Origin of the sequence: Porphyrobacter sp. LM 6 (genome assembly GCF_001720465.1) — a bacterium.
Lineage (GTDB): Bacteria > Pseudomonadota > Alphaproteobacteria > Sphingomonadales > Sphingomonadaceae > Erythrobacter.
The window spans coordinates 2,820,805-2,844,665 of the sequence record NZ_CP017113.1 but is presented as its reverse complement, the minus strand read 5'-3'; the positions used below and the strand labels follow the sequence as shown (position 1 = coordinate 2,844,665).

At 64.7% G+C, this 23,861-nt stretch carries 24 protein-coding genes and 1 tRNA gene; 12 read left to right on the top strand and 13 right to left on the bottom strand.

Annotation, left to right across the window (positions count from 1 at the left end; genetic code table 11):
- Positions 1–23: 23 nt before the first annotated feature.
- Both BG023_RS13700 and BG023_RS13695 read left to right on the top strand, forming a co-directional pair.
- A complete protein-coding gene (locus BG023_RS13700; protein ID WP_069310934.1) occupies positions 24–1,043 on the top strand; it encodes an aspartate carbamoyltransferase catalytic subunit in 1,020 nt (339 codons plus the stop codon).
- Complete coding sequence (locus BG023_RS13695) at positions 1,040–2,275, top strand: dihydroorotase (RefSeq protein ID WP_069311349.1); 1,236 nt, start codon at positions 1,040–1,042, stop codon at positions 2,273–2,275. Before BG023_RS13700 ends, BG023_RS13695 begins: the two co-directional genes overlap by 4 nt.
- A gap of 58 nt (positions 2,276–2,333) precedes the next feature.
- Here BG023_RS13695 and BG023_RS13690 read toward each other — a convergent pair whose 3' ends face one another.
- From BG023_RS13690 to BG023_RS13680, 3 genes are all read right to left on the bottom strand, one after another.
- Complete coding sequence (locus BG023_RS13690) at positions 2,334–3,704, bottom strand: SPOR domain-containing protein (RefSeq protein WP_069310933.1); 1,371 nt, start codon at positions 3,702–3,704, stop codon at positions 2,334–2,336.
- A 65-nt stretch (positions 3,705–3,769) separates the two neighbouring features.
- Entirely contained in the window at positions 3,770–4,327 is a 558-nt protein-coding gene (locus BG023_RS13685; RefSeq protein ID WP_069310932.1) for a hypothetical protein, read from the bottom strand.
- 18 nt (positions 4,328–4,345) lie between these two features.
- Positions 4,346–5,065 carry a ParA family protein gene (locus BG023_RS13680; protein ID WP_069310931.1) on the bottom strand — a complete coding sequence of 240 codons (720 nt, stop codon included), beginning with the start codon at positions 5,063–5,065 and terminating at the stop codon, positions 4,346–4,348.
- Positions 5,066–5,355: 290 nt separating this feature from the next.
- On the opposite strand from BG023_RS13680, the gene BG023_RS13675 reads away from it, so the two are divergent.
- From BG023_RS13675 to bfr, 4 genes are all read left to right on the top strand, one after another.
- Complete coding sequence (locus BG023_RS13675; protein ID WP_233993017.1) at positions 5,356–6,387, top strand: SPOR domain-containing protein; 1,032 nt, start codon at positions 5,356–5,358, stop codon at positions 6,385–6,387.
- Between the two features lie 103 nt (positions 6,388–6,490).
- The gene (locus tag BG023_RS13670; protein WP_069310929.1) at positions 6,491–7,789 is read left to right on the top strand and encodes a DUF418 domain-containing protein; all 1,299 of its coding nucleotides are present in this window, start codon (positions 6,491–6,493) and stop codon (positions 7,787–7,789) included.
- Between the two features lie 203 nt (positions 7,790–7,992).
- On the top strand, positions 7,993–8,193 hold the full coding sequence (locus tag BG023_RS13665; RefSeq protein WP_069310928.1) for a (2Fe-2S)-binding protein: 201 nt from the start codon (positions 7,993–7,995) through the stop codon (positions 8,191–8,193).
- 138 nt (positions 8,194–8,331) lie between these two features.
- Positions 8,332–8,814, top strand: coding sequence for a bacterioferritin (bfr, locus tag BG023_RS13660; protein ID WP_069310927.1), 483 nt, complete (start codon positions 8,332–8,334; stop codon positions 8,812–8,814).
- A gap of 72 nt (positions 8,815–8,886) precedes the next feature.
- Here bfr and BG023_RS13655 read toward each other — a convergent pair whose 3' ends face one another.
- From BG023_RS13655 to BG023_RS13645, 3 genes are all read right to left on the bottom strand, one after another.
- Positions 8,887–9,387, bottom strand: a complete 501-nt coding sequence (locus BG023_RS13655) for a DUF2721 domain-containing protein (RefSeq protein ID WP_233993016.1) — start codon at positions 9,385–9,387, stop codon at positions 8,887–8,889.
- Between the two features lie 5 nt (positions 9,388–9,392).
- The gene (gene der / locus BG023_RS13650) at positions 9,393–10,805 is read right to left on the bottom strand and encodes a ribosome biogenesis GTPase Der (protein WP_069310926.1); all 1,413 of its coding nucleotides are present in this window, start codon (positions 10,803–10,805) and stop codon (positions 9,393–9,395) included.
- Positions 10,806–10,869: 64 nt separating this feature from the next.
- Positions 10,870–11,184: a DUF3297 family protein gene (locus tag BG023_RS13645; RefSeq protein ID WP_069311347.1), complete on the bottom strand. Its 315-nt coding sequence runs from the start codon at positions 11,182–11,184 to the stop codon at positions 10,870–10,872.
- A gap of 133 nt (positions 11,185–11,317) precedes the next feature.
- Between BG023_RS13645 and BG023_RS13640 the strand changes: the two genes are divergently transcribed.
- Positions 11,318–11,402 (top strand) — tRNA-Leu (locus BG023_RS13640).
- A gap of 61 nt (positions 11,403–11,463) precedes the next feature.
- Positions 11,464–12,996: a trigger factor gene (gene tig / locus BG023_RS13635; protein ID WP_069310925.1), complete on the top strand. Its 1,533-nt coding sequence runs from the start codon at positions 11,464–11,466 to the stop codon at positions 12,994–12,996.
- A 20-nt stretch (positions 12,997–13,016) separates the two neighbouring features.
- On the opposite strand, the gene BG023_RS13630 is transcribed toward tig, so the two are convergent.
- A complete protein-coding gene (locus BG023_RS13630) occupies positions 13,017–14,516 on the bottom strand; it encodes an amidase (protein ID WP_069310924.1) in 1,500 nt (499 codons plus the stop codon).
- A gap of 152 nt (positions 14,517–14,668) precedes the next feature.
- On the opposite strand from BG023_RS13630, the gene BG023_RS13625 reads away from it, so the two are divergent.
- From BG023_RS13625 to BG023_RS14790, 3 genes are all read left to right on the top strand, one after another.
- A complete protein-coding gene (locus BG023_RS13625) occupies positions 14,669–15,373 on the top strand; it encodes an ATP-dependent Clp protease proteolytic subunit (protein WP_069310923.1) in 705 nt (234 codons plus the stop codon).
- A gap of 197 nt (positions 15,374–15,570) precedes the next feature.
- Positions 15,571–16,836 carry an ATP-dependent Clp protease ATP-binding subunit ClpX gene (gene clpX / locus BG023_RS13620; protein WP_069310922.1) on the top strand — a complete coding sequence of 422 codons (1,266 nt, stop codon included), beginning with the start codon at positions 15,571–15,573 and terminating at the stop codon, positions 16,834–16,836.
- A complete protein-coding gene (locus BG023_RS14790) occupies positions 16,836–17,243 on the top strand; it encodes a hypothetical protein (protein ID WP_150122885.1) in 408 nt (135 codons plus the stop codon). Before clpX ends, BG023_RS14790 begins: the two co-directional genes overlap by 1 nt.
- A 130-nt stretch (positions 17,244–17,373) precedes the next feature.
- Here BG023_RS14790 and BG023_RS13615 read toward each other — a convergent pair whose 3' ends face one another.
- From BG023_RS13615 to mtgA, 5 genes are all read right to left on the bottom strand, one after another.
- Entirely contained in the window at positions 17,374–17,937 is a 564-nt protein-coding gene (locus BG023_RS13615) for a fasciclin domain-containing protein (protein ID WP_069310921.1), read from the bottom strand.
- A gap of 144 nt (positions 17,938–18,081) precedes the next feature.
- Positions 18,082–18,858 (bottom strand): anti-sigma factor, encoded by a 777-nt coding sequence (locus BG023_RS13610; RefSeq protein ID WP_069310920.1) that lies wholly within the window; start codon positions 18,856–18,858, stop codon positions 18,082–18,084.
- Entirely contained in the window at positions 18,855–19,442 is a 588-nt protein-coding gene (locus BG023_RS13605; RefSeq protein ID WP_069310919.1) for a sigma-70 family RNA polymerase sigma factor, read from the bottom strand. The genes BG023_RS13610 and BG023_RS13605 overlap by 4 nt, the downstream gene beginning before the upstream one ends.
- The gene (locus BG023_RS13600) at positions 19,442–20,386 is read right to left on the bottom strand and encodes a cation diffusion facilitator family transporter (protein ID WP_069310918.1); all 945 of its coding nucleotides are present in this window, start codon (positions 20,384–20,386) and stop codon (positions 19,442–19,444) included. The genes BG023_RS13605 and BG023_RS13600 overlap by 1 nt, the downstream gene beginning before the upstream one ends.
- 7 nt (positions 20,387–20,393) lie before the next feature.
- Entirely contained in the window at positions 20,394–21,065 is a 672-nt protein-coding gene (gene mtgA / locus BG023_RS13595; protein ID WP_069310917.1) for a monofunctional biosynthetic peptidoglycan transglycosylase, read from the bottom strand.
- A gap of 105 nt (positions 21,066–21,170) precedes the next feature.
- Here mtgA and BG023_RS13590 point away from each other — a divergent pair, with 105 nt between their 5' ends.
- Entirely contained in the window at positions 21,171–22,499 is a 1,329-nt protein-coding gene (locus BG023_RS13590; protein WP_069310916.1) for an amidohydrolase, read from the top strand.
- Positions 22,500–22,851: 352 nt separating this feature from the next.
- Here the strand turns inward: BG023_RS13590 and rpoH are convergent, their stop codons facing one another.
- Positions 22,852–23,757 (bottom strand): RNA polymerase sigma factor RpoH, encoded by a 906-nt coding sequence (rpoH, locus tag BG023_RS13585; protein ID WP_083234709.1) that lies wholly within the window; start codon positions 23,755–23,757, stop codon positions 22,852–22,854.
- Between the last annotated feature and the right edge of the window lie 104 nt (positions 23,758–23,861).

The window sequence follows — 23,861 nt, the reverse complement described above, 5'->3', positions numbered from 1 at the left end:
GCTCGACTAAGGGCATTGCTTTAATGAGTGCGAGCGAACCTTCAGCGCCTTCGGGCCGCTTTCCGCCTGGGCGACTGGCGTTTCCCCATCGTGATCTGACCGGGATCGGGCGGCTGGCACGCCATGAGATCCTCTATCTGCTCGATCAGGCCGAACAATGGGTCGCGCTCAACCGGCAAAGCGCCAAGCACACCGATCTGCTGGCGGGCCTCACCATCATCAATGCCTTCTTCGAGAACTCCACCCGGACACTCCTGAGCTTCGAGATCGCGGGCAAGCGGCTGGGGGCGGACGTCGTCAACATGCACGCCGCCCAAAGCTCGGTGAAGAAGGGCGAAACGCTGATCGACACCGCGATCACGCTGAATGCGATGCGCGCTGATGCGATTGTGATCCGGCACGGATCCTCGGGCGCCACCGGTCTGATTGCGGACAAGGTAGATTGTCCGGTGCTGAATGCGGGTGATGGCAGTCACGAGCACCCCACGCAGGCTCTGCTCGATGCCTTGACGCTCCGCCACGCCCTCGCAGAACGGGGTGAGGCAAGCGAGGACTTCACCGGTCTCAAGGTCGTGATCTGCGGGGATATCCTGCACAGCCGGGTGGCCCGATCGAATATCCTGTGCCTCACCGCGCTGGGCGCGACGGTGCGGGTGTGTGCGCCGCCTGCGCTGATGCCCGCCGGGGTCGAGGCGATGGGTGTCGAGGTGTATCACGCCTTCGATGCCGCACTCGCCGGAGCGGACGTGGTGATGATGCTGCGACTGCAATCCGAGCGCATGAGCGGACAGTTCATCCCTTCGGCGCGCGAATATCGCCACCTTTACGGGCTTACCACCGCGCGGCTGGCACGCGCCGCGCCGCATGCGCTGGTGATGCACCCCGGACCGATGAACCGCGGCGTCGAGATCGACAGCGAAGTGGCCGATCTTGCCGACCGCTCGCTCATTACGCGTCAGGTGGAAATGGGGGTTGCGATCCGCATGGCCTGCCTCGACGTCCTGACCCGCGGCGCGCGAGGGGTTGAGGGGTGGGCGGCATGAAGCAGGCGCGCGCCCTTACCATCAGCAATGCCCATTTGGTCACGCCGGCCGGCTTGGTCAACGGCGCTGTCCGCTGTGCCGATGGCGTGATTGTTGCCGCGGGAGCCGGTGTGGTTGCGGAAGATGACGACGCGTTGATCGACGCGCGCGGGCGGCTGGTTGCCCCCGGCATCGTCGATTTCGGCGTGTTTGCAGTCGACAAGCCGGCATTCCACTTCGGCGGGATCACCCGCGCGGCGCTGATGCCCGATCAGTCGCCCCCGCTCGATCTGCCGAGCCGCATCGGGTTCATCGCCAAGAGCGGTAAGCCCGATCTGTGGGTGCATCCGCTCGCGGCGGCGACCCGCGGGCTCGAAGGGCGCGAACTGGCCGAAATCGCGCTGATGCATGATGCCGGTGCCCGCGGAATCGCCACCGGACGGCGTTGGATCGCGGATTCGGGCGTGATGCTGCGGCTGTTGCAATATGCCGCCATGCTCGATCTGGTGGTCGTCACCCATGCCGAGGACGGCGGGCTGACCGGAGGTACGGCTGCGACTGCAGGCGAGATCGCCACCCGACTTGGCCTGCCCGCTGCGCCTGCCGAGGCCGAGGCGCTGGCGATCGCCCGCGACATCGCGCTGGCCGAATTGGCGGGCGCGCGGCTCCACATCCGTCAGGTCACCACCGCACGCGGGTTTGCGCTGGTGCGAGAGGCCAAGGCGCGCGGTCTTCCGGTGACCTGCGGGATCACGCCAGCGCATTTCATGCTGTCCGACCTCGCCATGGTTGATTTCCGCACCTTCGCGCGTCTTTCGCCGCCGCTGCGCAGCGAGGCTGACCGGCAGGCTGCACTCGCTGCAATCGCCGATGGCACCATCGATGTGATCGCCAGCGGACACGACCCGCGCGGGCCAGAAGACAAGCGCCTGCCGTTCGCGGATGCTGCGCCCGGCATGGCCGGTGCCGAAACCCTGCTCGCCATGACGCTTACGCTCGTGCGCGATGGTGTGATCGATACCGCTCGCGCCTTCGATCTGCTGGCCCGCAATCCGGCGCGGTTGCTGGGCGTGCCTGCGGGCGAGTTGACCCCCGGGTACGAAGCAGATCTTGCCCTGATCGATCCGGACGCGCCGTGGATCATCGATCGCCGCAAGATGGCGGCCACCGCCGACAATACCCCGTTCGACCGGCAGGGTGCGCAAGGCCGCGTGCTTGGCCTGTGGAAGGGCGGGGTCAAGCTCGGCGCATAGAAAAGCTCCCGGAAAGCTGGGCCTTCCGGGAGCAGTATCTGGGAGAGTCCAGAAAGTCTTAGCGGGCACGCGAGGCCATGCGGACGTCGCGCTTGACCGCGCCGGCCGGCGGGCTCGAAGCGGCATAGGCAAAGCAGCCACCACCCGACGATTTGACCGTTCCGCACATCGCCTTGGCGCTCTGCGCGCCGAAACCGTCAGCAGCGACACGGAAGAAGGTGCGGCCGTTCACCAGTGCTTCGGTGATGACAACGTTGCGATCCTTGAGCTGCGGGAACTTGGCCTTCAGCGTGTTCCAGCCGCGCTCGGCTTCAGCCTTGCTGCTGTACGCGCCAAGCTGGACGAGGTGGGTGCCCGACAGCGTTTCAGCGGCGACCGGAGTCGCGACGGCGGCAGGGGCGGGTGCAGCTTCGGCAGCGGGAGCCATGCGGCGCTGCGGTGCGGCAGCAGCCACTCGCGGCGCGGCAGGCGCACGGCGTACGGCCGGAGCGGGGAGTTCCTGCACCACCGGATTCGAAACAAAGCGGATCGCCGGGGCCGAAGGTTCGACAGTCTCGATCGCCGGAGCCGGGGTTTCAAAGGCCTGTGCGAAGGTGCTGACCGGAGCCGGTGCTTCGGCTTCGGCAAAAACTTCAGCCGACACGTCCGCGGTGCTCTGGCTCGCGGCATCGGCCACCATCACGGCATCGCTCGGGAAGTTGGCCAGCGCCAGCTGCTGGGGCTGACCACCATCTTCGCGCGGGGTGATGTCGAGCAGGGTGGCAACCCGTTCGGCGTACATTTCCGGAGCGGCCATCGCGGCCCATTCGGTAAGGCGCTGATCGAGCTGGTCTGCGGGCACATCTTCCGCCGCCATCACCCGCGCCGCGCGCCAATTGCCGGCGAGGGCATAGGTGTAAGCAAGGTTTTGGCGCAGCTTGGGCGAGGCAGTTTCGCTCGCACGCACCGCGTTCACCAGCACGTGCACGCCGCGTTCGGGCTGTCCGGCGAGCGCCAGCGCAAGGCCGAGATCGGCGGGATCAATCAGATGGGCGTATTCATCCAGAACCGTAGCGGCGGCCTGACCTTCGCCGATAGCGACCTTCGCCAGGGCGAAGCTGAGCACGGTGCGCGGATTTTCATCGCCGAGATCAAGGGCATCGCCGAAGCTGGTCGCAGCCGACTGGAAACGGCCTGCTTCCATATAGGCAGCACCCAGCAGAGCGCGGTAACCTGGGTTGCGCGGTTCGGCCAGAACCGCAGCTTCCGCGTGGCTGATGGCGCGGTCGACATGACCCTTGCCGAGCGCCGTCTGGGCGCTGGCGAAAGACATCTCGGCAGGCGGCGCGGAGGCCGCGCAGCCCGCCAGCGCTGCACTTGCGAGCGCGGTCGAGACGGCAAGCGCGAGGCGCGGCGCGGTGTTGCGTCCGGTCTTGATGCTGCGGTCCATTGTCATTTCCCCCTTGGGTCGTGCTGGTTCAAAGTGTTGTGGCGTAGGTGGTCGTCGGGCGCCGATCAGTGGCGCTTGAGGTGTTTGGCGATGACGTCGAGTTCGTCGAACTCGGCGAGCATGGTATCGAGTGCTTCGGTCAGCAGCGTCTGGGCGCTCACGCCCTGCATGGTCGCGGCGAGCCGCAGCTTGAGGTGGCGTTCGGCATCAAGCCGCAGCGTGAAGGCTGCCCGGCGGCCAGCGGCGATTGCCGAGGTGCGAGCCGGGGTGGCTTCAATATCAGCATCTTCGTGCGGGACGCGGTCTTCCGGGCCGGTCATGGCCGCATCGGCGAGTACGCGTTCTTCGAAGCGGCTCTGGTGACGGCGAACCACGGGGCCAGCGTTGCGGGTAAAGCGGCGGGGCGAGACATCGGCGTTGATCGGCACGATGTCAGCGCCGCTTTCGGTTTCGGACTCGCCCATGTCGTTCCAGCCGAGATCTTCAAGCTGGTCTTCGGCAAGTGCAGCCTGTTTGGCGCCGCCCTGCACGAGCGGGGCCACCTGCGGACGCATGGCCGGCTTGGCGCCGCCCTTGCGAGCGAGGAGGGTCGGGCCGAGCGAAGCAAAGCCGGGTTCGGACATCGCCCTGTTCCTTCTCGATTACTGCGCCACGCGGCGGCCGAAGCCACCGGCGGGACGCGGCACGCCGCCCATCTGCGCCTGGCCGCTCGGAGCCGGAGCGAACACGGTGCGGCGGAAATTCTTTTCGAGCCGGTCGGCGATGTAGCGCCAAAGGGCCGTAATCTCGGCAGCGCTGCGGCTTTCGGGATCGACTTCCATCACCGTGCGGCCGTCGATCATCGAGGCAGCGAAGTCGGTGCGGTGGTGCAGAGTGATCGGAGCGACGGTGCCGTGCTGCGACAGCGCGACCGCGGCTTCCGAGGTGATCTTGGCCTTGGGGGTGGCCGCGTTGACGACAAACACCAGCGGTTTGCCGGCGCGTTCGCACAGATCGACCGTGGCACCCACGGCACGCAGGTCGTGCGGGCTCGGCCGGGTCGGAACGACAATCAGCTCCGCAACCGAAATCACCGACTGGATCGCCATGGTGATGGCCGGCGGCGTGTCGATGACCGCGAGCTTGAAGCCCTGCTGACGCAGCACCTGAAGATCATTGGCCAGTCGCGCCACTGTGGTTTGCGCGAAAGCGGGATATTCCGCCTCGCGTTCGTTCCACCAGTCGGCGAGCGAGCCTTGCGGGTCGATGTCGATCAATACCACCGGGCCAGCGCCAGCGCGCTGGGCCTGGACGGCGAGATGTCCGGACAGAGTGGTCTTGCCCGATCCACCTTTCTGCGATGCCAAAGCGAGTACACGCAACGCTTGGGTCCCCCTGGATTGAACCGCTGCGGGCCGCCCTATTGCGACGCCTGACAACGGCTGGATGACCACGGGATCGCAGGATACCCCTAATTTTAGGTTAATGAGGACGGCTTTCCTGCATCGCGCAGACCGATGCCATGGCTGCTGTGCGGCTTGCCCAGGGCATCGCGAGACCGTTGGCAACGCTTTGCTAACCGTAATCGGGTTAAGACTAGCTTCATCAACAAGAATACGGGCGCACGAGACAAAAAATCATGACACGGACGATGGCATGGAAGAGGGCTGGCGTGGCTACTGCTGCGTGTATGGCACTGCTGGCGGGGCCGGCCTTGGCCGACGTCAAGGACGGGGTCGACGCTTGGAGTACGGGTGATTATGCGCGCGCTGTGAGCGAATGGCAGGCTCCGGCCGCGGCCGGCGATCCCGATGCACTGTTCAATCTTGCCCAGGCCTATCGGCTCGGTCGCGGAGTCGAGCTCGACAACGCCCGCGCTCGCGCGCTTTATGAGGAAGCAGCCCGGCGTGGCCACCTGAAAGCGGCCGACAATTTCGGCCTCATGCTGTTCCAGCAGGGCGAGCAGGAACGGGCGATGCCGATGATCCGGGCCGCAGCCGAGCGCGGCGACCCGCGTGCGCAGTATGTGCTGGGGTTGTCGCACTTCAATGCGGAATACGCCTCGCGCGACTGGGTGCGCGCCTATGCCTTGATGACGCTGGCCAATGGTGCCGGCCTGCCGCAGGCGCGTGATGCGCTGGCGCAGATGGATGTTCATGTCCCGGCGGCCCAGCGCAGCCAGGCGCAGGCGCTGGCCCGCCAAATTGACGAGGCTGCCCGTTCGCAGCGCAGTATCGATCTGGCCGCTGTCGATCTGGCGATCCGCCCCGCAGTGACTACGCAACCTCCTGCATCCGTGCCTGCGGTGACGTCTGTCCCGTCGGCCGTCCCGGCGTCTGGCAAGGGTGCGACGGCAATCCCGAGCCCGAAACCGGTCCAGACGACATTGCCTAAGCCGCCGGCGATTGCAGCGGCACAGCCCGTACGCCCCTTAGCCAAGGTCCCGGCAACACCGGCTCCGGCCCGTAAGACGGGCAAGTGGCGCGTCCAGCTTGGCGCCTTTGGGGTCGCTGCCAATGCCGACCGGATGTGGAAGCAGCTTTCTGGCATGCCCGCACTGTCCGGCACCACCAAGACGCTGATCCCCAGCGGCAAGGTTACCCGCCTGCTCGCCAGCGGATTTGCCAGCGAAGGCGAGGCCACCCGCGCCTGCGCTGCATTGAAGCAGCAGGGGCAGGCCTGCCTCGTCGCCGGGCAGGGCTAGATCGGCAAACCCGGTTCACCGTCCGACCAACGCTGATCCTACAGTCTTTCCAAGTGGCTGAGGCCTGCTAGACTGCGCCCCGGATAGGGCAGGGGGATCGGCCATGAATGAGGCACTCAGTGTTAGCGCGGCCGAAGGCATGAGCGCAGATGGAAGCGTTGCGGTTGCTCCGGTGACCGAGGGCTCCCGGATCGAGACGCTGGATTTCATCCGCGGCCTTGCCGTGATGGGCATTCTCGCGGCGAACATCGTCGCCTTCGGACAGCCGTTCGAGGCCTATATGTATCCGACCGCATTCAAGGTCGATGCGGGCGATCCGGGCGGGTGGATGTGGATCGCGCAGTTCATCCTGATCGATGGAAAGATGCGCGGTCTGTTCACTCTGCTGTTCGGCGCGGGCATGTATCTGTTCATGGAGAAGGCGTGGGCCAAGGGCGCGACCCGCGGGCTTCAGGCGTGGCGGCTGGCGATCCTGATGGCGTTCGGGGTGATCCACAACTTCCTGATCTGGCCCGGCGATATTCTGTTCTACTATGCCGCGATCGGGTTCCTTGTGCTTGCCTGCCTCAACTGGCGGCCCAAGACCCAGCTCTGGGTCGGTCTTGGCGGCTACATGATCGGCGTGTTGTTTTACGCCGCTTCGATGTCCATGCAGTGGCTGATCGCCGATACGCCGTTCGGAACCTCGTCACCTGGTCTTGCCGAGCAGCGCAGCAACCTGCTGGCGCAGATCGACAAGTCGCTGGCGGCAGGCGATGTGTCGAGCAGCGCGATCATCGCCGGCGATTACGGCGCGCTGGTGATGCACCGGATCACCGAGGAATGGCACCTGCCGCTGGTCAATCTGGTGCTGTTCAGTCTTGAAACCTTCCCATTGATGTTGATCGGCGTGGCCCTCTACCGGATGGGCTTCTTTAGCGGAGCGTTTGATCGTGCGAAGATGGTTCGCTGGGGCTGGGTCGGAATGATCCTTGGAGCGCTGGCCCATCTTGCCATGGGACTGGTGATCAAAGCGGGTGGCTTCACCTTTTACGGCACGATGGCGGCGTTGATCGGCTGGAGCCCGTTGCCGCGATTGTGGATGGTGCTGGGCTTTGCCGCGCTGATGGTGGTCTATGCACCTTCGGCCACGGGCTGGCTGGGCGAGCGGGTGCGCGCGGCGGGCCGGGCGGCCTTCACCAACTATCTGGGTACATCGGTGGTGATGATGCTGGTCTTCCACGGCTGGGCGCTTGGTCTGTTCGGCCAGCTCAACCGGCCGCAGCTCTACATCGTGGTGGCGTTGGCATGGGTGTTGATGCTGGCCTGGTCCAAGCCGTGGCTCGAACGCTATCGGTACGGCCCGCTCGAATGGCTGTGGCGCTGCCTGACCTATCGGACGGTGTTTCCGCTGCGCAAGTGAAGGCACTCTTGGAGATGCGCTGATCCGGTCGCAGTAGGCGAACGCAAGCGCGACCGCGCGCCCGCAGCCACGCGCCCGAAGGGCGTGTGAGCAAGGATTTCGCATCGCGGAGGCGATGCGGAGCACAAAAAGGCACTTGTTATTAAGAATGGTTCGCATATCTTCGCTCTTGCAAACGCTTCGCAGGAGTGATTCGAGCGGCCATGTACATCTGCATCTGCAATGCGATCCGTGAGAATGATTTGCGTAAAGCCGCGCTGACTTGCGATGGCGACGCGGAAGCCACCTATGCTTGCATGGGTAAGCGACCCAATTGCGGCCAATGTCTTGAGGAAGCGCAGGAAATCATTGACGCCGAGCGCGCGGCTGCGAAGTGCGACTTCCTCGCAGTAGAGGCGGCTTGATCCGCGATTGCGAACGTCTCGCAAGTCGCTGATTCTCAAAGAATTTATTCTTCACTCCCCTTGCGGACAGGCCCCGGCAGCGTCTATCTAGGACGCAACGCCGCAACCCGGCTTTGATATTTCGCAAGGAGCATCCCGATGAAGGGCGACCCCAAGGTCATCGACTATCTCAACCAGGCGCTCACCAACGAGCTGACCGCGATCAACCAGTATTGGCTGCACTACCGCGTGCTCGACAACTGGGGCCTCAAGAAGCTCGCCGCCTATGAACGCCACGAATCGATCGAGGAGATGGAGCACGCCGACAAGCTGGCCGAGCGCATCCTGTTCCTCGAAGCGCTGCCGAACTTCCAGGCGATCCACAAGCTGAAGGTTGGTGAGAACGTCGAGGAAGTGCTCAAGGCCGACCTTGCGCTCGAGCATGAAGCGATTCCGCTGCTCAAGGACGCGATCGAACACTGCGAAAGCGTGCGCGACTATGTCAGCCGCGATCTGTTCGCCTACATCCTCAAGAACGAGGAAGAGCACGTCGATTTCCTCGAAACCCAGTTCGAGCTGATAGAGCGCATGGGGCTGCACAATTACTGCCAGCTCCAGAGCCAGGCTGCCGGCGAGGGCTGATCTCTCGCCAATGGGCCGGCCGAAGAGGGGCGGGGCCTAGAGAGGCTGCCGCCCCTTTTTCGTGCCTGCGCGCTAGTCTTTGGGCGGCTGCGCGCCGATGGCTGCCAGACGGGTTTCGAGCAGGAAGAACACCAGACCCGTCACCAGCAGCACCACCGTCAGCACCCACAGCCCCGCGATCACGGTACCTATCTGGGCAGTGATATAGGCCGAGATAAACAGCAGGCCGATCACCAGACTGATTATCACCGCCGCTGCAGTCGAGAACAGGATCGCGCCCTGCGCCAGCTTGCGCCGCCGCATCAGCCAGCCATGCTCGAGCAACTGCTTGGCGGTGCGCTCTTCTTCGAGGCGATCATCGATGGTCTCGACCCGCTTGGCGATCCAGATCATGCGGCTCATGATCACGTTCATGATCGCGCCGATGCCCGAGAGCAGGAACGCAGGCGCAAGGCTCAGCGCCACCACCTGCTGCACCCGCGGGGTGGAGGCGGTGCGCTCGATGATTTCGAAGGCGAAGGGCGCTCGGTGCGCTTGCTCGGCAGCGGAGGCCAGAATGTCCAGCAGCAGCACCTGCGCTACTCCTTGGCGTAGGGGTTCTTGTTGGTCTTGAGCGTCACCCGCACGGGCACCGCGTCAAAGCCCAGCTTGGCGCGGATGCCGTTCACGAGATAGCGCTCGTAGCTCTTGGGCAGCAGGTCGAGCCGCGAGCCGAAGATCACGAAGCGCGGCGGGCGCGTTCCCGCCTGCGTGATGTAGCGCAGCTTGATCCGCTTGCCACCGGGGGCAGGCGGCGGATTGGCCTCCATCGCATCGTCGAACCATCGGTTGAGCGCCGAAGTCGGCACGCGCTTCGACCATGCCTCGCGCAGCTCGAAGGCGCCGGAGAGCATCTGATCCAGCCCCTTGCCGGTCTTGGCAGACACGGCGAACAGCGGCAGCCCGCGCACCTGTGCGAGGCCATCGTCGAGCGCCGCGCGGATGCCGTTGAACAGCTTGCTCGCGTCCTCGGCCACGTCCCACTTGTTGATCGCGATCATCAGCGCGCGGCCTTCTTCGAGCACTAGCGAGGCGATCTTGAGATCCTGATGTTCAAGTCCCTGCGTCGCATCGAGCAGCAGCACCACGACCTCGGCAAAGTCCACCGCCCTGCGCGCATCGGCGACGGAGAGCTTTTCGAGCTTTTCGGTGACGTTCTTCTTCTTGCGCATCCCGGCGGTGTCGATCAGCCGGATCTCGCGGGTCTCGGCCGACTTCGGGTCGGTCCATTCCCAATCGATCGCGATCGAATCGCGGGTGATCCCGGCTTCGGGGCCGGTCAGCAGCCGATCTTCGCCGAGCAGGCGGTTGATAAGCGTCGACTTGCCCGCATTGGGCCGCCCGACGATGGCCAGCTTCAACGGGCCTGACGGGCGATCATCCTCGTCCATCGCAGCGATTTCGGCGCGGGTAAGCTCGTTGGCCTCTTCCCATTCTTCGGCTTTGGCGCCGATGATCGGCCAGAGCCCGCCGAACAGATCGGCGATCCCTTCGCCATGCTCGGCCGACATGGCGAGCGGTTCGCCGAGGCCCAGCGCATAGGCTTCCATCGCGCCGCTTTCCCCGGCCGCACCTTCGGCCTTGTTGGCGACCACGACCACCGGGACTTCCTGCTCGCGCAGATAGCGGGCGATTTCCTCGTCCAGCGGGGTGAGGCCCGCGCGCGCATCGATCACGAACAGCGCGGCATCCGCGCCGGCGAGGCTCGCCTCGGTCTGCTTGCGCATCCGGCCGGGGAGGCTGAGTTCGTCCTCATCCTCCCACCCGGCAGTATCGACCACGGTGAAGTGAAGCCCCGCGATCACCGCATCGCCCATCCGGCGGTCGCGCGTCACCCCGGGCTGATCGTCCACCAGCGCGAGCTTCTTGCCCACCAGCCGGTTGAACAGCGTGGACTTGCCGACGTTAGGACGGCCGATGATGACGATTTCAGGCTTCTTGGGGAGGGACATAGCCGCGCCCAAGTGGGCGCAATCGCTGCTTTTGGCAAGCTTGGGGGGCTAAACCCCCAAAGCCTTAGCCCTTTTTGGCGACCGGCGGGTTATCGCCGAGGTCTTCGTACCACGCTTCGACCGGGCCGTTGAGCTTGATGGTGAGCGGCTGACCTTTGCGGTCAACGGTCTTGCCGACCTGCACCCGCACCCAGCCTTCGGAGATCGAGTATTCCTCGATATCGGTGCGAACCGCACCCTTGAAGCGGATGCCGACCCCGCGGCGCAGCAATTCGCCGTCGAAGAACGGGCTGCGCGGATTGACCGACAGGTGATCGGGCGGAACATCCGCGCCGCTCGTGGTGGTCTGGGGGGCGATTTCGGGGGTTTCTTCGGTCATGGCCGCGCCCTTATCCGTGGTTTGCTTCAGCTTCAAGCGTGTTCCACTTGCCCTTTTGGGCGAGGGGGGATAAGGGCGCTCGCTGATACGCGCGGGGAGCTATCCGGCTTCCCGCGCGGCTTCGTTCGGGCATGCGGGCGTGGCGAAATTGGTAGACGCACCAGATTTAGGTTCTGGCATCGCAAGATGTGGGGGTTCGAGTCCCTTCGCCCGCACCAAATTCGCACCTCTCGGCCCGGCTCACGGAATTATTCGCAAGAAGGCTTCAGACCAGTTCCCATGCAGACCCAGCAGACCGTCAACGAAGGGCTCAAGCGCGCCTATCTGATCACGATCACCGCCGCCGATCTCGCCAAGAAGATCGACGCCGAGATCAAGAAGATTGCGCCGCAGGTGCGGATGCCCGGCTTCCGTCCCGGCAAGGTGCCTGCAAATCTCGTCAAGAAGATGCACGGCGAAGCCCTGCACGGCCAGGTGGTGAACGACACGATCCGCGAATCGGTCGACAAGCTGCTGCGCGACGAAGCGCTGCGTCCCGCGATGCAGCCGCAGGTCGGCCTCAACGAGGACTATGAAGAAGGCAAGGACGCGGTCGTCAGCGTCAGCCTTGAAGTGCTCCCCGCAATCGAAGCGCCGAGCATCGACGGCCTCAAGCTTGAAAAGCTGGTCGTGCCGGTGACCGAAGCCGAGGTTGACGAAGCGCTCGGCAACATTGCCTCGCAGAACAAGAGCTACAAGGACGCGCCCAAGACCAAGAAGGCGGCCGACGGCGATCAGCTCATCATCGATTTCGTCGGCAAGCTCGACGGCGTGGAATTCGACGGCGGCAAGGCTGAAGACGCGGCGCTGGTTATCGGTTCGGGCACCTTCATCCCCGGCTTCGAAGACCAGTTGGTCGGCGTGAAGGCCGGTCAGGAAAAGACCATCACCGTCACCTTCCCGGCCGAATATCAGGCCGCGCATCTCGCGGGCAAGGAAGCGACCTTCGACATCACCGTGAAGGCGGTGAAGGTCGAAACCGAAACCACGCTGGATGAAGACTTCGCCAAGAGCCTCGGCCTCGACAGCCTCGACAAGCTCAAGGAAATCATGAAGGCCCAGCTGGAGCAGCAGACCGCCGGTCTGACCCGCACCCAGATGAAGCGCGCGCTGCTCGATCAGCTCGCCGCCGGCCACAGCTTCGAAGTTCCCGGCTCGATGGTCGAAGCCGAATTCGCCCAGATCTGGGCCCAGCTCCAGCAGGAAGCGGCCAACGATGCCGATCCGGCCGCTGCGCTCAAGCAGATCGAGGACGAGAAGGACGAATACCGTTCGATCGCCGAGCGTCGCGTGCGTCTGGGGCTGCTGCTTTCGGAAATCGGCCAGGCCAATGGCGTGGAAGTGACCGGCCAGGAAATGAACATGCTGATCCAGCAGGCCGCGATGCAGTATCGCGCCGAGGATCGTGAGCGTTTCGTCCAGTACATCCAGTCGGAGCCGATGGCCGCTGCCCAGCTGCGCGCCCCGCTCTATGAAGACAAGGTCGTCGACTTCCTGTTCGACAAGGCCGACGTCACGACCCGCGAAGTGACTGTTGAAGAGCTTCAGGCCGCGATCGAAGCGGACGAAACCGCCGAAGCCGCGCCCGCGCCGAAGAAGGCTGCTGCCAAAAAGAAGGCCCCGGCCAAGAAGGCGGAAGAAGCTCCGGCCGAGGAAAAGCCCGCAGCCAAGAAGGCGCCTGCCAAGAAGGCTCCGGCGAAGAAGGCGGACGATGCGGCTGAAAAGCCGGCAGCCAAAAAGGCTCCGGCCAAGAAGGCCGCTGCCAAGAAGTAATCAGGCGCTGTGCGGGGGCATCACTCCCCCGCCGGTTCCCATGGCTTGAACGAAGGCGCGGGCAGCTTGGCTGTCCGCGCTTTTTCGTAGGCCGCGCCTGCCTTCAGCACTTCGTGGTCCTGCCACTGGCCGCCCATGATGCTGAAGCCGATCGGCAGGCCTTCGACTGCGCCCATCGGCACGGTGATATGCGGATAGCCCGCAATCGCAGCGAGATAGCCCGCACCGATGCGCCCGTTGAAATTGTCGCCATTGACGAGGTCGGTACTCCACGCAGGCCCTTGCGTGGGCGCGACAAGGAACGCCACCTTGTTGTCGGCCAGCAGCTTGTCGATCCCCTCGGCGCGGGTCAGGCGGCGCAGCGTGGCGAGGTTCTTGGCATAGGCCTGCGCGTCGGTGGTTTCGAGCGCCTGTTCGAAAAGGTCCTGCCCGAACCAGCGCATTTCCTCCGCGGCATGTTTCTTGTTGAACGCGACGACATCGGCAAGGCTGCGCGGTCCGCCACTGATCGGGCGGGTGCTCAGATACTTGTCCATCTCGACCCGCAGCTCGTAGAGCAGCACCGGCAACGAGGCGCCCCAAAGCTCGCCCGGCGGGGCGTATTCGACATCGACCAGCACCGCGCCGGCCCGGGTCAGATCGGCGAGCGCCGCTTCGAACAGCGCGGCGACATCGGCGCGGCTGCCAATCGCGCTGCGCAGCACGCCGATCCGCACACCCTTGAGCGAAGCTGTCTCTAGCCCGGCGGTATAGTCCTTGACCCGTTTGGCCTCGAGCGTGACGGGATCCGCCGGGTCTTCACCGGCAATCGCGGTGAGCAGCAGCGCTGCATCATAGACGGTCTTCGTCATCGGCCCGGCGGTGTCCTGCGTGCTCGAAATCGGCACGACGTGGGTCCGGCTGACGATCCCGACACTGGGCTTGAAGCCGACGAGGCCGTTGATCGAGGCCGGACAACTGATCGAACCATTGGTTTCCGTGCCGATCGCAGCCCAGGCAAACCCCGCCGCAATCGCCGCCCCGCTCCCGGACGAGGAGCCGCAGGTGTTGCGATCGGTCGCGTAGGGGTTGCGGGTGAGCCCGCCGACCGCGCTCCATCCGCTGGTCGAATTGTCCGAACGGATATTGGCCCATTCGGAAAGGTTGGTCTTGCCCATCACCACGCCGCCTGCCGCACGCAGGCGGGCGATCATCGGGGCATCGCGGCCGGTGAGGTTGTCCTTGAGCGCGAGGCTGCCCGCCGTGGTCGGCCATTCGGCGGTCTCGACATTGTCCTTCACCAGCACAGTGCGCCCGCCGAGCGGCACGCCTTCGGACACTTCGTTGGCGTAGTTGGGTGCTTCGGGTTCGTAGACGATCACCGAATTGAGCATCGGCCCGGCATCGTCGAGCGCCCGAATCCGTGCGAGCTGCGCTTCGGCTTCGGCAGCGGCATCATGCCCCGGATCGGCGAGCGCGGCGGTTGCGGTGGTGGTCAGCAAGAGGGCGAGTGCCGGGCGGGCAAGGAAACGTGAGGTCATGACGTCAGGGTTTGCCACGCGCAGGCCCTGCGGCAAGGGGGAAAACGCCGTAATCACCCCGGCAATTCACAGGGACAGGGTAAACGCCCTTGAAATTGCCCCCCTCAGTCCGACATAGCCGTATCGAAACCCATGAAGGACACCCACTTCCCATGATCGATCTGTTCGGCAACTCGCACGAAACCTACGGCACCCAGGGACAATTCACGCGCGATCCGGTGACCGGCGCGCTGGTACCCGTGGTCGTCGAACAGACCAGCCGCGGTGAGCGCAGTTTCGACATCTTCAGCCGCCTGCTGCGCGAACGCATCGTGTTCGTCACCGGGCAGGTGGAAGACGGCATGGCCTCGCTTATCGTCGCCCAGCTGCTGTTCCTCGAAAGCGAGAACCCCTCGAAGCCGATCAGCATGTACATCAACTCGCCGGGCGGTGTGGTGACTGCCGGCCTCGCGATCTTCGACACCATGCAGTACATCAAGCCGCGCGTGTCGACCGTGTGCATCGGTCAAGCCGCTTCGATGGGCAGCTTCCTGCTCGCTGCGGGCGAGCCGGGCATGCGGATTGCCCTGCCCAATGCGCGGATCATGATCCACCAGCCTTCGGGTGGGGCGCGCGGGATGGCCTCCGACATCGAGATCCAGGCGCGCGAAATCCTGCGTATCCGTAGCCGCATGAACGATCTCTACGTCAAGTTCACCGGCCGCTCGCTCGACGAGATCGAGAAGGCGATGGACCGCGACACCTTCCTCGAAGCCGAGGAAGCCAAGGCCTTCGGTCTGGTGGACAAGGTGTTCGAAACCCGCCCCGACAGCGAGGAAACCGGCAGCGAAGACGGTTCGGGCGGCGCGCCTGAATAAGCTTTCGCCGACGACCCGCACCGCAGCGGGACAGGCACCGCAAAGGCCTATCTTTCGCGCGCATTGGCGTGTGTGGGCGCTATGGTAACAACACGAATTCTTGCGCCATATGTTGATTCATCTGGTGCCAACGATACACTTGACGAATCCGGCCCCGCCTGCGCGCTGCGTGAAGGGCTGGATTCGAGGACACAGGAATGACCAAATTGAGCGGATCCGATAGCAAGAGCACCCTCTACTGCAGCTTCTGCGGGAAGTCGCAGCACGAGGTGCGCAAGCTGATTGCCGGCCCGACCGTGTTCATCTGCGATGAATGCGTTGAGCTGTGCAACGACATCATCCGCGAAGAAACCAAGGCAGGGATCGCCGGTAAGAAGGACGGCGAGATCCCCACGCCGATGGACATCTTCACCACGCTCAATGATTACGTCATCGGGCAGGACCGCGCGAAGCGCGTGCTTTCGGTCGCGGTGCACAACCACTACAAGCGGCTCAAGCACTCCGGCAAGGCGGGCGACGTCGAACTGGCGAAGTCGAACATCCTGCTCGTCGGCCCGACCGGTTCGGGAAAAACCCTGCTCGCGCAGACGCTGGCGCGCACCTTCGATGTGCCCTTCACGATGGCCGATGCCACCACGCTGACCGAAGCCGGTTACGTGGGCGAGGACGTGGAGAACATCATTCTGAAGCTGCTTCAGGCTTCCGACTACAATGTCGAGAAGGCGCAGCACGGGATCGTCTACATCGACGAAATCGACAAGATCACCCGCAAGGCCGAAAACCCCTCGATCACCCGCGACGTTTCGGGTGAGGGCGTGCAGCAGGCGCTGCTCAAGCTGATGGAAGGCACCACCGCCTCCGTTCCGCCGCAGGGCGGGCGCAAGCATCCGCAGCAGGAATTCCTGCAGGTCGACACCACCAACATCCTGTTCATCTGCGGCGGCGCCTTTGCCGGCCTCGACAAGATCATTGCCGACCGCCTGCAGAAGCGCTCGATCGGCTTCGGCGCGCATGTCGCCGATCCGGACAAGCGCCGCGTGGGCGAGCTGCTCGAAAAGTCCGAGCCCGAGGATCTGCTCAAGTTCGGCCTGATCCCCGAGTTCGTCGGCCGTCTGCCGGTGATCGCCACGCTGCACGATCTCGACGTTCCGGCACTGGTGACGATCCTCAAGGAACCCAAGAACGCGCTGGTGAAGCAATACCGCAAGCTGTTCGAGCTTGAGGATGTGGAACTGACCTTCACCGACGATGCGCTCCAGGCGATCGCCGAGCGCGCGATCAAGCGCAAGACCGGCGCACGCGGCCTGCGCTCGATTGTCGAAGGCCTGCTGCTCGATACGATGTTCGATCTGCCCGACCTTGAAGGCGTCACCGAAATCGTGATCGACAAGGAAGTGGTCGAGGGCAAGAAGGAACCGATCCGCGTGATCGGCGGCGAAGAGAAGAAGGAAGAAGCGGCTTAATGCTGCGAGGCGCGCTTGCCCTAGCAGCGGCGTGCCTTGCAACTCAGGCTTCTGCTGACACCGTCAGGCGCTGGCCTGAAAAGCCGTCTCCGCTGAACTGCGATGTAGGCCCCGACAAGCGATTGATCGGGGGGAATGAGTGGCTCGTCTACGCTTGCGATGACGGGGCAAGCATTGTCATCGTTTCTGCCAAGGGCAACCCAGCGGGGCCTTTTGTTTTCTCGTTTATCCGGGATCTGCTGGGGAAGCATCACCTTAGAGGTGAGGGTAATGGCGACAAGACAGCGTCTAAGGCTGCTTTTGACGAGCTGAAAACATGGACATCCGATACCACTGAACAGGCCCGTAAGCGCGCCATTGCCGCAAAAGCGGCTGCGGTAGATGATCAAAGCGCTAACAAGCGCTGAAAAGACGTTCCCCCCAATAACCGAAAACCCCGCCCGGCCCTGGAGGAAGGCCGGACGGGGTCGAGAGAAGCGCCGCCCCTCGATTGGGAGGGGATGGGGGATGAGAGACGGCGCTAACCGGGAATTCGTCTTAGGCGGGGAGGAACACCCCGTCGGTCACGTGGACAACGCCGTTCGAGGTCACCACGTCGGCCTGCGTCACCGCAGTCGCGCGTCCGGCGGCATCGGTGATCACGATCTTGTCGCCCGAAAGGCGTGCCTTGAGCTTGCCGCCCGCGACAGTGGTCAGCGTCGCTTCACCACCGTGGCTCTTGATCAGCTTGACGAGGTCGGAGCTGGTCACCTTGCCCGCCACCGCGTGGTAGGTGAGGATACCGGTCAGGGTGCCCTTGTTTTCCGGCTTCACGAGAGTCGCGACAGTGCCTGCGGGGAGCTTGGCAAAGGCGGTGTCGGTGGGCGCGAAAACGGTGAAGGGGCCGGGGCTCGACAGCGTTTCGACGAGACCTGCGGCCTTGACCGCAGCGACCAGCGTGTTGTGCACGCCGGTGCTCACTGCGACATCGACGATGGTCGGCGCGGCGGGGGTGCTGGCGTGATGGCCATGCTGGTGGGCAAGGGCGGGGATTGCGGCGAGGCCGGTGGTGGCAGCGAGCGCAGCGGCGGCGATGGCAGTCAGGGTGGTCTTGGGGGTCACAGGGGATCTCCTTTTCTCGGGGGTCGTCACGTCTGCAAGCCCCTCCCGCTTGCAAGAACAGCTACGCACCCCGCGTTTCAGCGGATGCATCCCGGCGATTTAGGTGGATGAAATGCCGCGTTGTTGCGGCAAGGCGCCGGCCATTTAGACGCGGGTGAAGGCGCCCTTGGCGACCACCGGGCCGGCGTCCTGCCCCTCCGGCTTGCCGCCGATCGGCTCGCGGGTCAGCACCAGCTTGGCCCCGTCGTCCATCTTGGCGGTGATCGCGGCGGGCAGTGTCATCGACGCGACTTCGCCCGGCTTCACCACGCCCAGCGATTGCACCGCGCTGCCATCGGCGGGCACCAGCCACAACTCGTGATCGTGCACCCCGTCAGCCGTAAGACCGATCGCGGCGACCAGCATTTTTTCGCTTTCGGGGATATAGGTGACATCGAGCCTGAGGCCGGTCTCTCCAATCGGCACCGTGGCCACCATCGGCGCGGCGGCGGCGACCTGAATGGGCGGCGCGACGGGGCTGCCGATAGGGGAGGAGAGGAACAGCGCCAGCGCGACGGCAGCAGCCATCGAGGATATCCCTGCGACCCATTGCCAGCGGCGCACCTTCGCCTGAAGTTCGACGACTTTGGCCGCTGGGGCCGCCGGGCCTTCCGGAGCCGCTGCTGCCTGCGCGGCGGCGACGCGGGCGGCGATGCTGCCCCACACGTGTTCCCCCGGCTCCGCGCCCGGAATCGCATCGGTCAGCGGGGCGAACCAGTCGTCCCACCATTCCTTGCGCCAGGCGAAGGCCGGATCGGTCGCATACTTCCCGCGCGCAGCGAGCAGTTCCTCGCCTTCGAGCAGGCCGAGCGACCATTCCGCCGCGATCATCGGGTCATCGCGGTTCACTTCAGGCTCGGGCGTGTTGTCGGGCGTGCTCATACGGCCTCGCTCGCTTCAAGACAGGCGCGCAGGCGCATCAGCCCGCGGCGGATCCAGCTTTTCATCGTCCCCAGCGGGACATCGGCAGCTTCGGCGAGCTGGGCATAGGTCTTGCCCTCGAAAAAGGCGGCGCGGATGTGGCCCTGCGTGCGGTCGTCGAGCGCGCCCAAACACTTGTGAATCTGGGCCGCCTGCTCGGCATCGACCAGCAGCATATCGGCGAGCGGGCTTTCATCGGCGAGCGGTGCGGCTTCCTCGACCGGAACCGCTCCGCCGCGCACCTTGCCCGTGCGCAGGCGGTCAATCGCGCGGTTGCGCGCAAACGCCGCCAGCCACGCGATCGGGCTCGCGCGGGACGGGTCATAGCGGTCAGCCCGCTGCCACAGATTGACATAGACGTCCTGCAAAGCGTCCTCGGCTTCCTTTCTGTCGCCCAAGATACGCAGGCAGATACCGAACAGCTTCACCCGCGTGGCGCGATAGATGTCCTCCAGCGCGGACTGGTCGCCCGCAGCCAGCCGCGCCATGGCCTCGCGCAGCGCCTCGCGCGCGTCCTCGTCAGCCGGGCGAGGGCGTGCGGCCATCAGCAATCGGCTCCGCACGGCTGGACGCAGGGCGCATCGCCGCGTTCGATCTGCAAGGTCGCATGGCCCACCCCGAAGCGTTCCTGGAGCGAGGCGGCGACATCGCGCAGGAAGCTGTCGGGCGCGGGTGTGCCGGGCATCACGAGATGCGCGGTCAGCGCGATTTCGGTGGTCGACATCGGCCAGACGTGGAGATCGTGGACCGCGCTCACCCCCTCGAACCCGGCGAGATGGCGGCGCACCTCGCCAAGGTCGATCCCGGCGGGCGCGGCGAGCAGGCCCATTGTTAGGCTGTCACGCGCAAGGCCCCAGGTGCCCCACGCAATCACGGCGAGGATAACGAGGCTCACCAGCGGGTCGATCCACACCAGCCCGGTGACGAGGATCAGCACGCCTGCCACCACCACGCCGAGCGAGACCAACGCATCGGTCATCATGTGGAGATAGGCCCCGCGGATGTTAAGATCGTCCTGGCCCTTCAAGAACAGCATGGCTGTCAACGCGTTGATCCCGATCCCGATCCCGGCAACCACGACCATGGCCATGCCTTGCGGTTCGATGGGGTTCATCATGCGGTGCAGCGTTTCAAACAGGATCGCCCCGATCGCCACCGCCAGCAGCAGCGCATTGGCGAGCGCGGCGAGGATGGTCGAGCTCTTGTAGCCATAGGTGAAGCGGCCCTGTGGCGGGCGCTTGGCGGCGATGCTCGCGATCCATGCGAGCGCCAGTGCCAGCACATCTGACAGGTTGTGTCCGGCATCGGCGATCAGCGCCATCGAGCCGTAGATCAGCCCCGCCCCTGCCTCGATCAGCACGAAGGCGAGGTTGAGCGTGATCCCGATGGCGAAGGCGCGGCCGAAATCGGCGGGCGCATGGTGGTGATGCCCGTGGTCATGCCCGTGGGCATGGTGATGATGATCATGATGGGCGTGCGCGTGGGCCATGCTGCGGTCAGTTGTAGACGCAAGCATCGAGGCCGTCACGCCTGACGATGCCGATCCGCCGTTCGATGCGGTTGCCGTGGCGCGCGAGCCACCCGCCGGGGTTCTTCACGGCGCGCTTCTTCGGGCTGGGGAGGGCGGCGGCCATGCGGCTCGCCTCGTCGCGGCTGAGGCGCGCGGCAGAGTGGCCGAAATAGCGTTGCGCCCCGGCTTCCGCGCCGTAGGTGCCGATCCCGGTTTCGGCGACGTTGAGGTAGACCTCCATGATCCGGCGCTTGCCCCAGACCAGTTCGATCCAGAAGGTGAACCAGGCTTCCAACCCCTTGCGGAAGAAGCCGCCGCCTTGCCACAGGAACACGTTTTTCGCGGTCTGCTGCGAGATGGTGGAGCCGCCGCGGATCCTACCGCCTTCGAGGTTCTCGCGCATCGCCTGCTCGATCGCCTCGGCATCGAAACCGCTGTGCTCGCAGAAGCGCGAATCCTCCGCCGCGATCACCGCCGAGACGAGGTTGCGGTCGATATTGTCGAGGCTTTCCCAGTCCTTGGTGATGCCCTTGCCGTCCATCACCATGGTCGCGGTGACGGGCACCGGAACCCATTTGAACAGCACCACCAGCACCACGGTCAGCACCATGAATCCGGCGACGAACTTGGCGGCGAAGCGGGCGATGCGGGCGATCATTCCTACCGCCTTAGCGACAAGCGGCGCGGCGGGAAAGCATCACCGCTTGCAGGCGGGGCCAAGGCAGGGCTAGCTAGCGTTCTGTCACCAGGGGAGACCAATCCGATGCGCCTGTTCCACACCGCCGCCGCCAGCCTTCTGGCGCTGGCCATCGCCAGCCCGGCGCTGGCCGAAGACACCGCGACCGCCCGCGCGATCGAGGCGGAATACGACAGCTACCTCGCCCCGCTGTTCCTCGATTTCCACCAGAACCCCGAGCTCTCCTTCCTCGAAAACCGCACGGCGGCGAAGATGGCGGCCGAACTGCGCGCGGCGGGGCTGGAAGTGACCGAGGGTGTCGGCGGCACCGGCGTGGTCGGGCTCATCAAGAACGGCAAGGGTCCGCTGATCCTGATCCGCGCCGACATGGACGGGCTGCCGGTCGAGGAGAAGACCGGCCTCGCCTATGCTTCCAAGGCGATGCAGACCGGGCAGGACGGCAAGGAATATCCGGTGATGCATGCCTGCGGGCATGACACCCACATCACCGCGATGCTCGCCACCGCACGGCGGCTGATGGCAATCAAGGACCAGTGGAAGGGCACCGCGATGTTCATCGTCCAGCCGGCCGAGGAACGCGTCGGCGGGGCCAAGGCGATGATGGCCGACAACCTCTATGGCCGCTTCGGCAAGCCCGACTATGCGCTCGCCTTCCACGTCGCTGCCGAACTGGAAACGGGCAAGGTTTCGGCCTCGGAGGGGATCCAGTATTCCTCCTCGGATTCGATCGACATCATCGTGCCCGGCGTCGGCACGCACGGGGCCGCGCCGCATCTCGGCAAGGACCCGGTCTATATCGCCTCGCAGATTGTCACTGCGCTGCAATCCATTGATTCGCGTGAGATTTCACCGATGAAGCCGGTGGTGGTCACGGTCGGTTCGTTCCATGCCGGATCGAAGCATAACATCATCTCGGACGAGGCGAAGTTGCAGGTGACAGTGCGCGCCAATGACGAGACGACCCGCGCGCAGGTGATCGCCGCGATCGAGCGGATCGCGGTGAATATCGGCGAGGCCAACGGCCTGCCGGCGAACCGCCCGGTCACGGTCAAGGTGATCGAGGGCACGCCCGTCACCAGCAACGACCCTGCGCTGGCGCGCCGCCTGAACGGCGCGATGAAGCGCGCGCTGGGCGAAGCGGCGGTGGTGCCGTTCGAACAGAAGAACATGGGGGCGGAAGACTTCACCTATTTCGTCGGCGAAGGGCCGGGGGTGCCGGGCTATTACTTTGCGGTCGGCGGCACCACGCCCGAACGGATCGCGGCGGCCAAGGCGGGCGGTGCACCGATTGCCGGACACCACTCGCCGCTGTTCCAGGTCGCGCCGCGCGAAAGCATCACGCTGGGTGCGCGGGCGATGGTCGCGGCTGTGCTGGATCTCGCACCGAAGAAGTAATCGTTCGGCAAATGTTCCACGTGGAACATTTTGCCATGTGTGGATTGAAAAGGGGGCGCTGCGACGGGTTCGCGGCGCCTCTTTTTGTTGGATTGCTTGCACCTTACCCCAGACCCCGCTCGTCCTGAGCTTGTCTAAGAACTGCTTTTCGTTCAGGGAGTTAGACCCTCAAAAGCGAAGAAAATGCAGCCCTTCCAAAGGCTCAGGGCGGACGAGTTTGAGAGAAGTGATCCAACACCGCCGCAACGCGCAGCTAGCCTCTGCCCTGCGAAGGCAAGAGGGGCCTAGAGGGGGTCTAAGGGGGGTCTAGAAGGGGTCAAGCGCAGCCTGGCCCCTTCCTACTTTTCCCGTGTTACGCGACGCCCGGCAGCAGGCGTTCGCCCGCGATCCGCTGCATCGCCTTTTGCAGCTTTTCAAAGGCGCGCACTTCGATCTGGCGGATGCGTTCGCGGCTGACGTCGTATTCCTGGCTCAGCTCCTCGAGCGTCTGCGGCTTGTCGCTCAACCGGCGTTCGGTGAGGATGTGGCGCTCGCGCTCGTTGAGGCTGTTCATCGCTTCGGCCAGCATTTCGTGGCGCATCTGCGATTCTTCGGCCTCGGCGACGGTTTCGTCCTGCAGCGGACGATCGTCGGTCAGCCAGTCCTGCCATTCGCCCGAACCTTCCTCGCCCGCACGCATCGGCGTGTTGAGCGAGCCGTCGCCGCCCATCATCATCCGCCGGTTCATGTTGACGACTTCCTGCTCGGGCACGCCGAGATCGGTCGCGATCTTGGTCACATCGTCGGGGTGAAGATCGGAATCCTCGTAAGCATCGAGGTTCTTCTTCATCCGGCGCAGGTTGAAGAACAGCTTCTTCTGCGCGGCGGTGGTGCCCATCTTCACGAGGCTCCACGAACGCAGGATGTATTCCTGGATCGAGGCCTTGATCCACCACATCGCGTAGGTCGCGAGGCGGAAGCCGCGATCGGGTTCGAACTTCTTGACGCCCTGCATCAGGCCGACATTGCCTTCCGAAATCAGATCGGCGACGGGCAGGCCATAGCCGCGGTAACCCATCGCGATCTTCGCGACGAGCCGCAGGTGGCTGGAAACGAGCTGCGCGGCAGCTTCGGGATCCTCGTGTTCCTGGTAGCGCTTGGCGAGCATGTATTCCTGCTCGGCCGTCAGCACGGGAAACTTGCGGATCTCGGCAAGATAGCGATTGAGGCTCTGCTCACCGCTCAGCGCCGGGACCGTATTGGTCTTGGACTTGGTCACTGGTTACCTAACCTTTCTCGTGTCGACCGCTTGTCGAGGACCCCTGATGGGCATCCGTCGCTCTGGGCCACGGGGTTACATATAGACCATTTGCACGCGCAGTT

Coding starts and splice junctions, on each gene's coding strand:
- BG023_RS13700 (WP_069310934.1), top strand. CDS start 24: ATGAGTGCGAGCGAACCTTCAGCGCCTTCGGGCCGCTTTCCGCCTGGG.
- der (WP_069310926.1), bottom strand. CDS start 10,805: ATGTCCCTCCCCAAGAAGCCTGAAATCGTCATCATCGGCCGTCCTAAC.
- BG023_RS13610 (WP_069310920.1), bottom strand. CDS start 18,858: ATGAGCACGCCCGACAACACGCCCGAGCCTGAAGTGAACCGCGATGAC.
- BG023_RS13665 (WP_069310928.1), top strand. CDS start 7,993: ATGTACATCTGCATCTGCAATGCGATCCGTGAGAATGATTTGCGTAAA.
- BG023_RS13630 (WP_069310924.1), bottom strand. CDS start 14,516: ATGACCTCACGTTTCCTTGCCCGCCCGGCACTCGCCCTCTTGCTGACC.
- bfr (WP_069310927.1), top strand. CDS start 8,332: ATGAAGGGCGACCCCAAGGTCATCGACTATCTCAACCAGGCGCTCACC.
- BG023_RS13685 (WP_069310932.1), bottom strand. CDS start 4,327: ATGTCCGAACCCGGCTTTGCTTCGCTCGGCCCGACCCTCCTCGCTCGC.
- tig (WP_069310925.1), top strand. CDS start 11,464: ATGCAGACCCAGCAGACCGTCAACGAAGGGCTCAAGCGCGCCTATCTG.
- BG023_RS13670 (WP_069310929.1), top strand. CDS start 6,491: ATGAATGAGGCACTCAGTGTTAGCGCGGCCGAAGGCATGAGCGCAGAT.
- BG023_RS14790 (WP_150122885.1), top strand. CDS start 16,836: ATGCTGCGAGGCGCGCTTGCCCTAGCAGCGGCGTGCCTTGCAACTCAG.
- BG023_RS13590 (WP_069310916.1), top strand. CDS start 21,171: ATGCGCCTGTTCCACACCGCCGCCGCCAGCCTTCTGGCGCTGGCCATC.
- BG023_RS13690 (WP_069310933.1), bottom strand. CDS start 3,704: ATGGACCGCAGCATCAAGACCGGACGCAACACCGCGCCGCGCCTCGCG.
- BG023_RS13600 (WP_069310918.1), bottom strand. CDS start 20,386: ATGGCCCACGCGCACGCCCATCATGATCATCATCACCATGCCCACGGG.
- BG023_RS13605 (WP_069310919.1), bottom strand. CDS start 19,442: ATGGCCGCACGCCCTCGCCCGGCTGACGAGGACGCGCGCGAGGCGCTG.
- mtgA (WP_069310917.1), bottom strand. CDS start 21,065: ATGATCGCCCGCATCGCCCGCTTCGCCGCCAAGTTCGTCGCCGGATTC.
- BG023_RS13625 (WP_069310923.1), top strand. CDS start 14,669: ATGATCGATCTGTTCGGCAACTCGCACGAAACCTACGGCACCCAGGGA.
- BG023_RS13645 (WP_069311347.1), bottom strand. CDS start 11,184: ATGACCGAAGAAACCCCCGAAATCGCCCCCCAGACCACCACGAGCGGC.
- clpX (WP_069310922.1), top strand. CDS start 15,571: ATGACCAAATTGAGCGGATCCGATAGCAAGAGCACCCTCTACTGCAGC.
- BG023_RS13695 (WP_069311349.1), top strand. CDS start 1,040: ATGAAGCAGGCGCGCGCCCTTACCATCAGCAATGCCCATTTGGTCACG.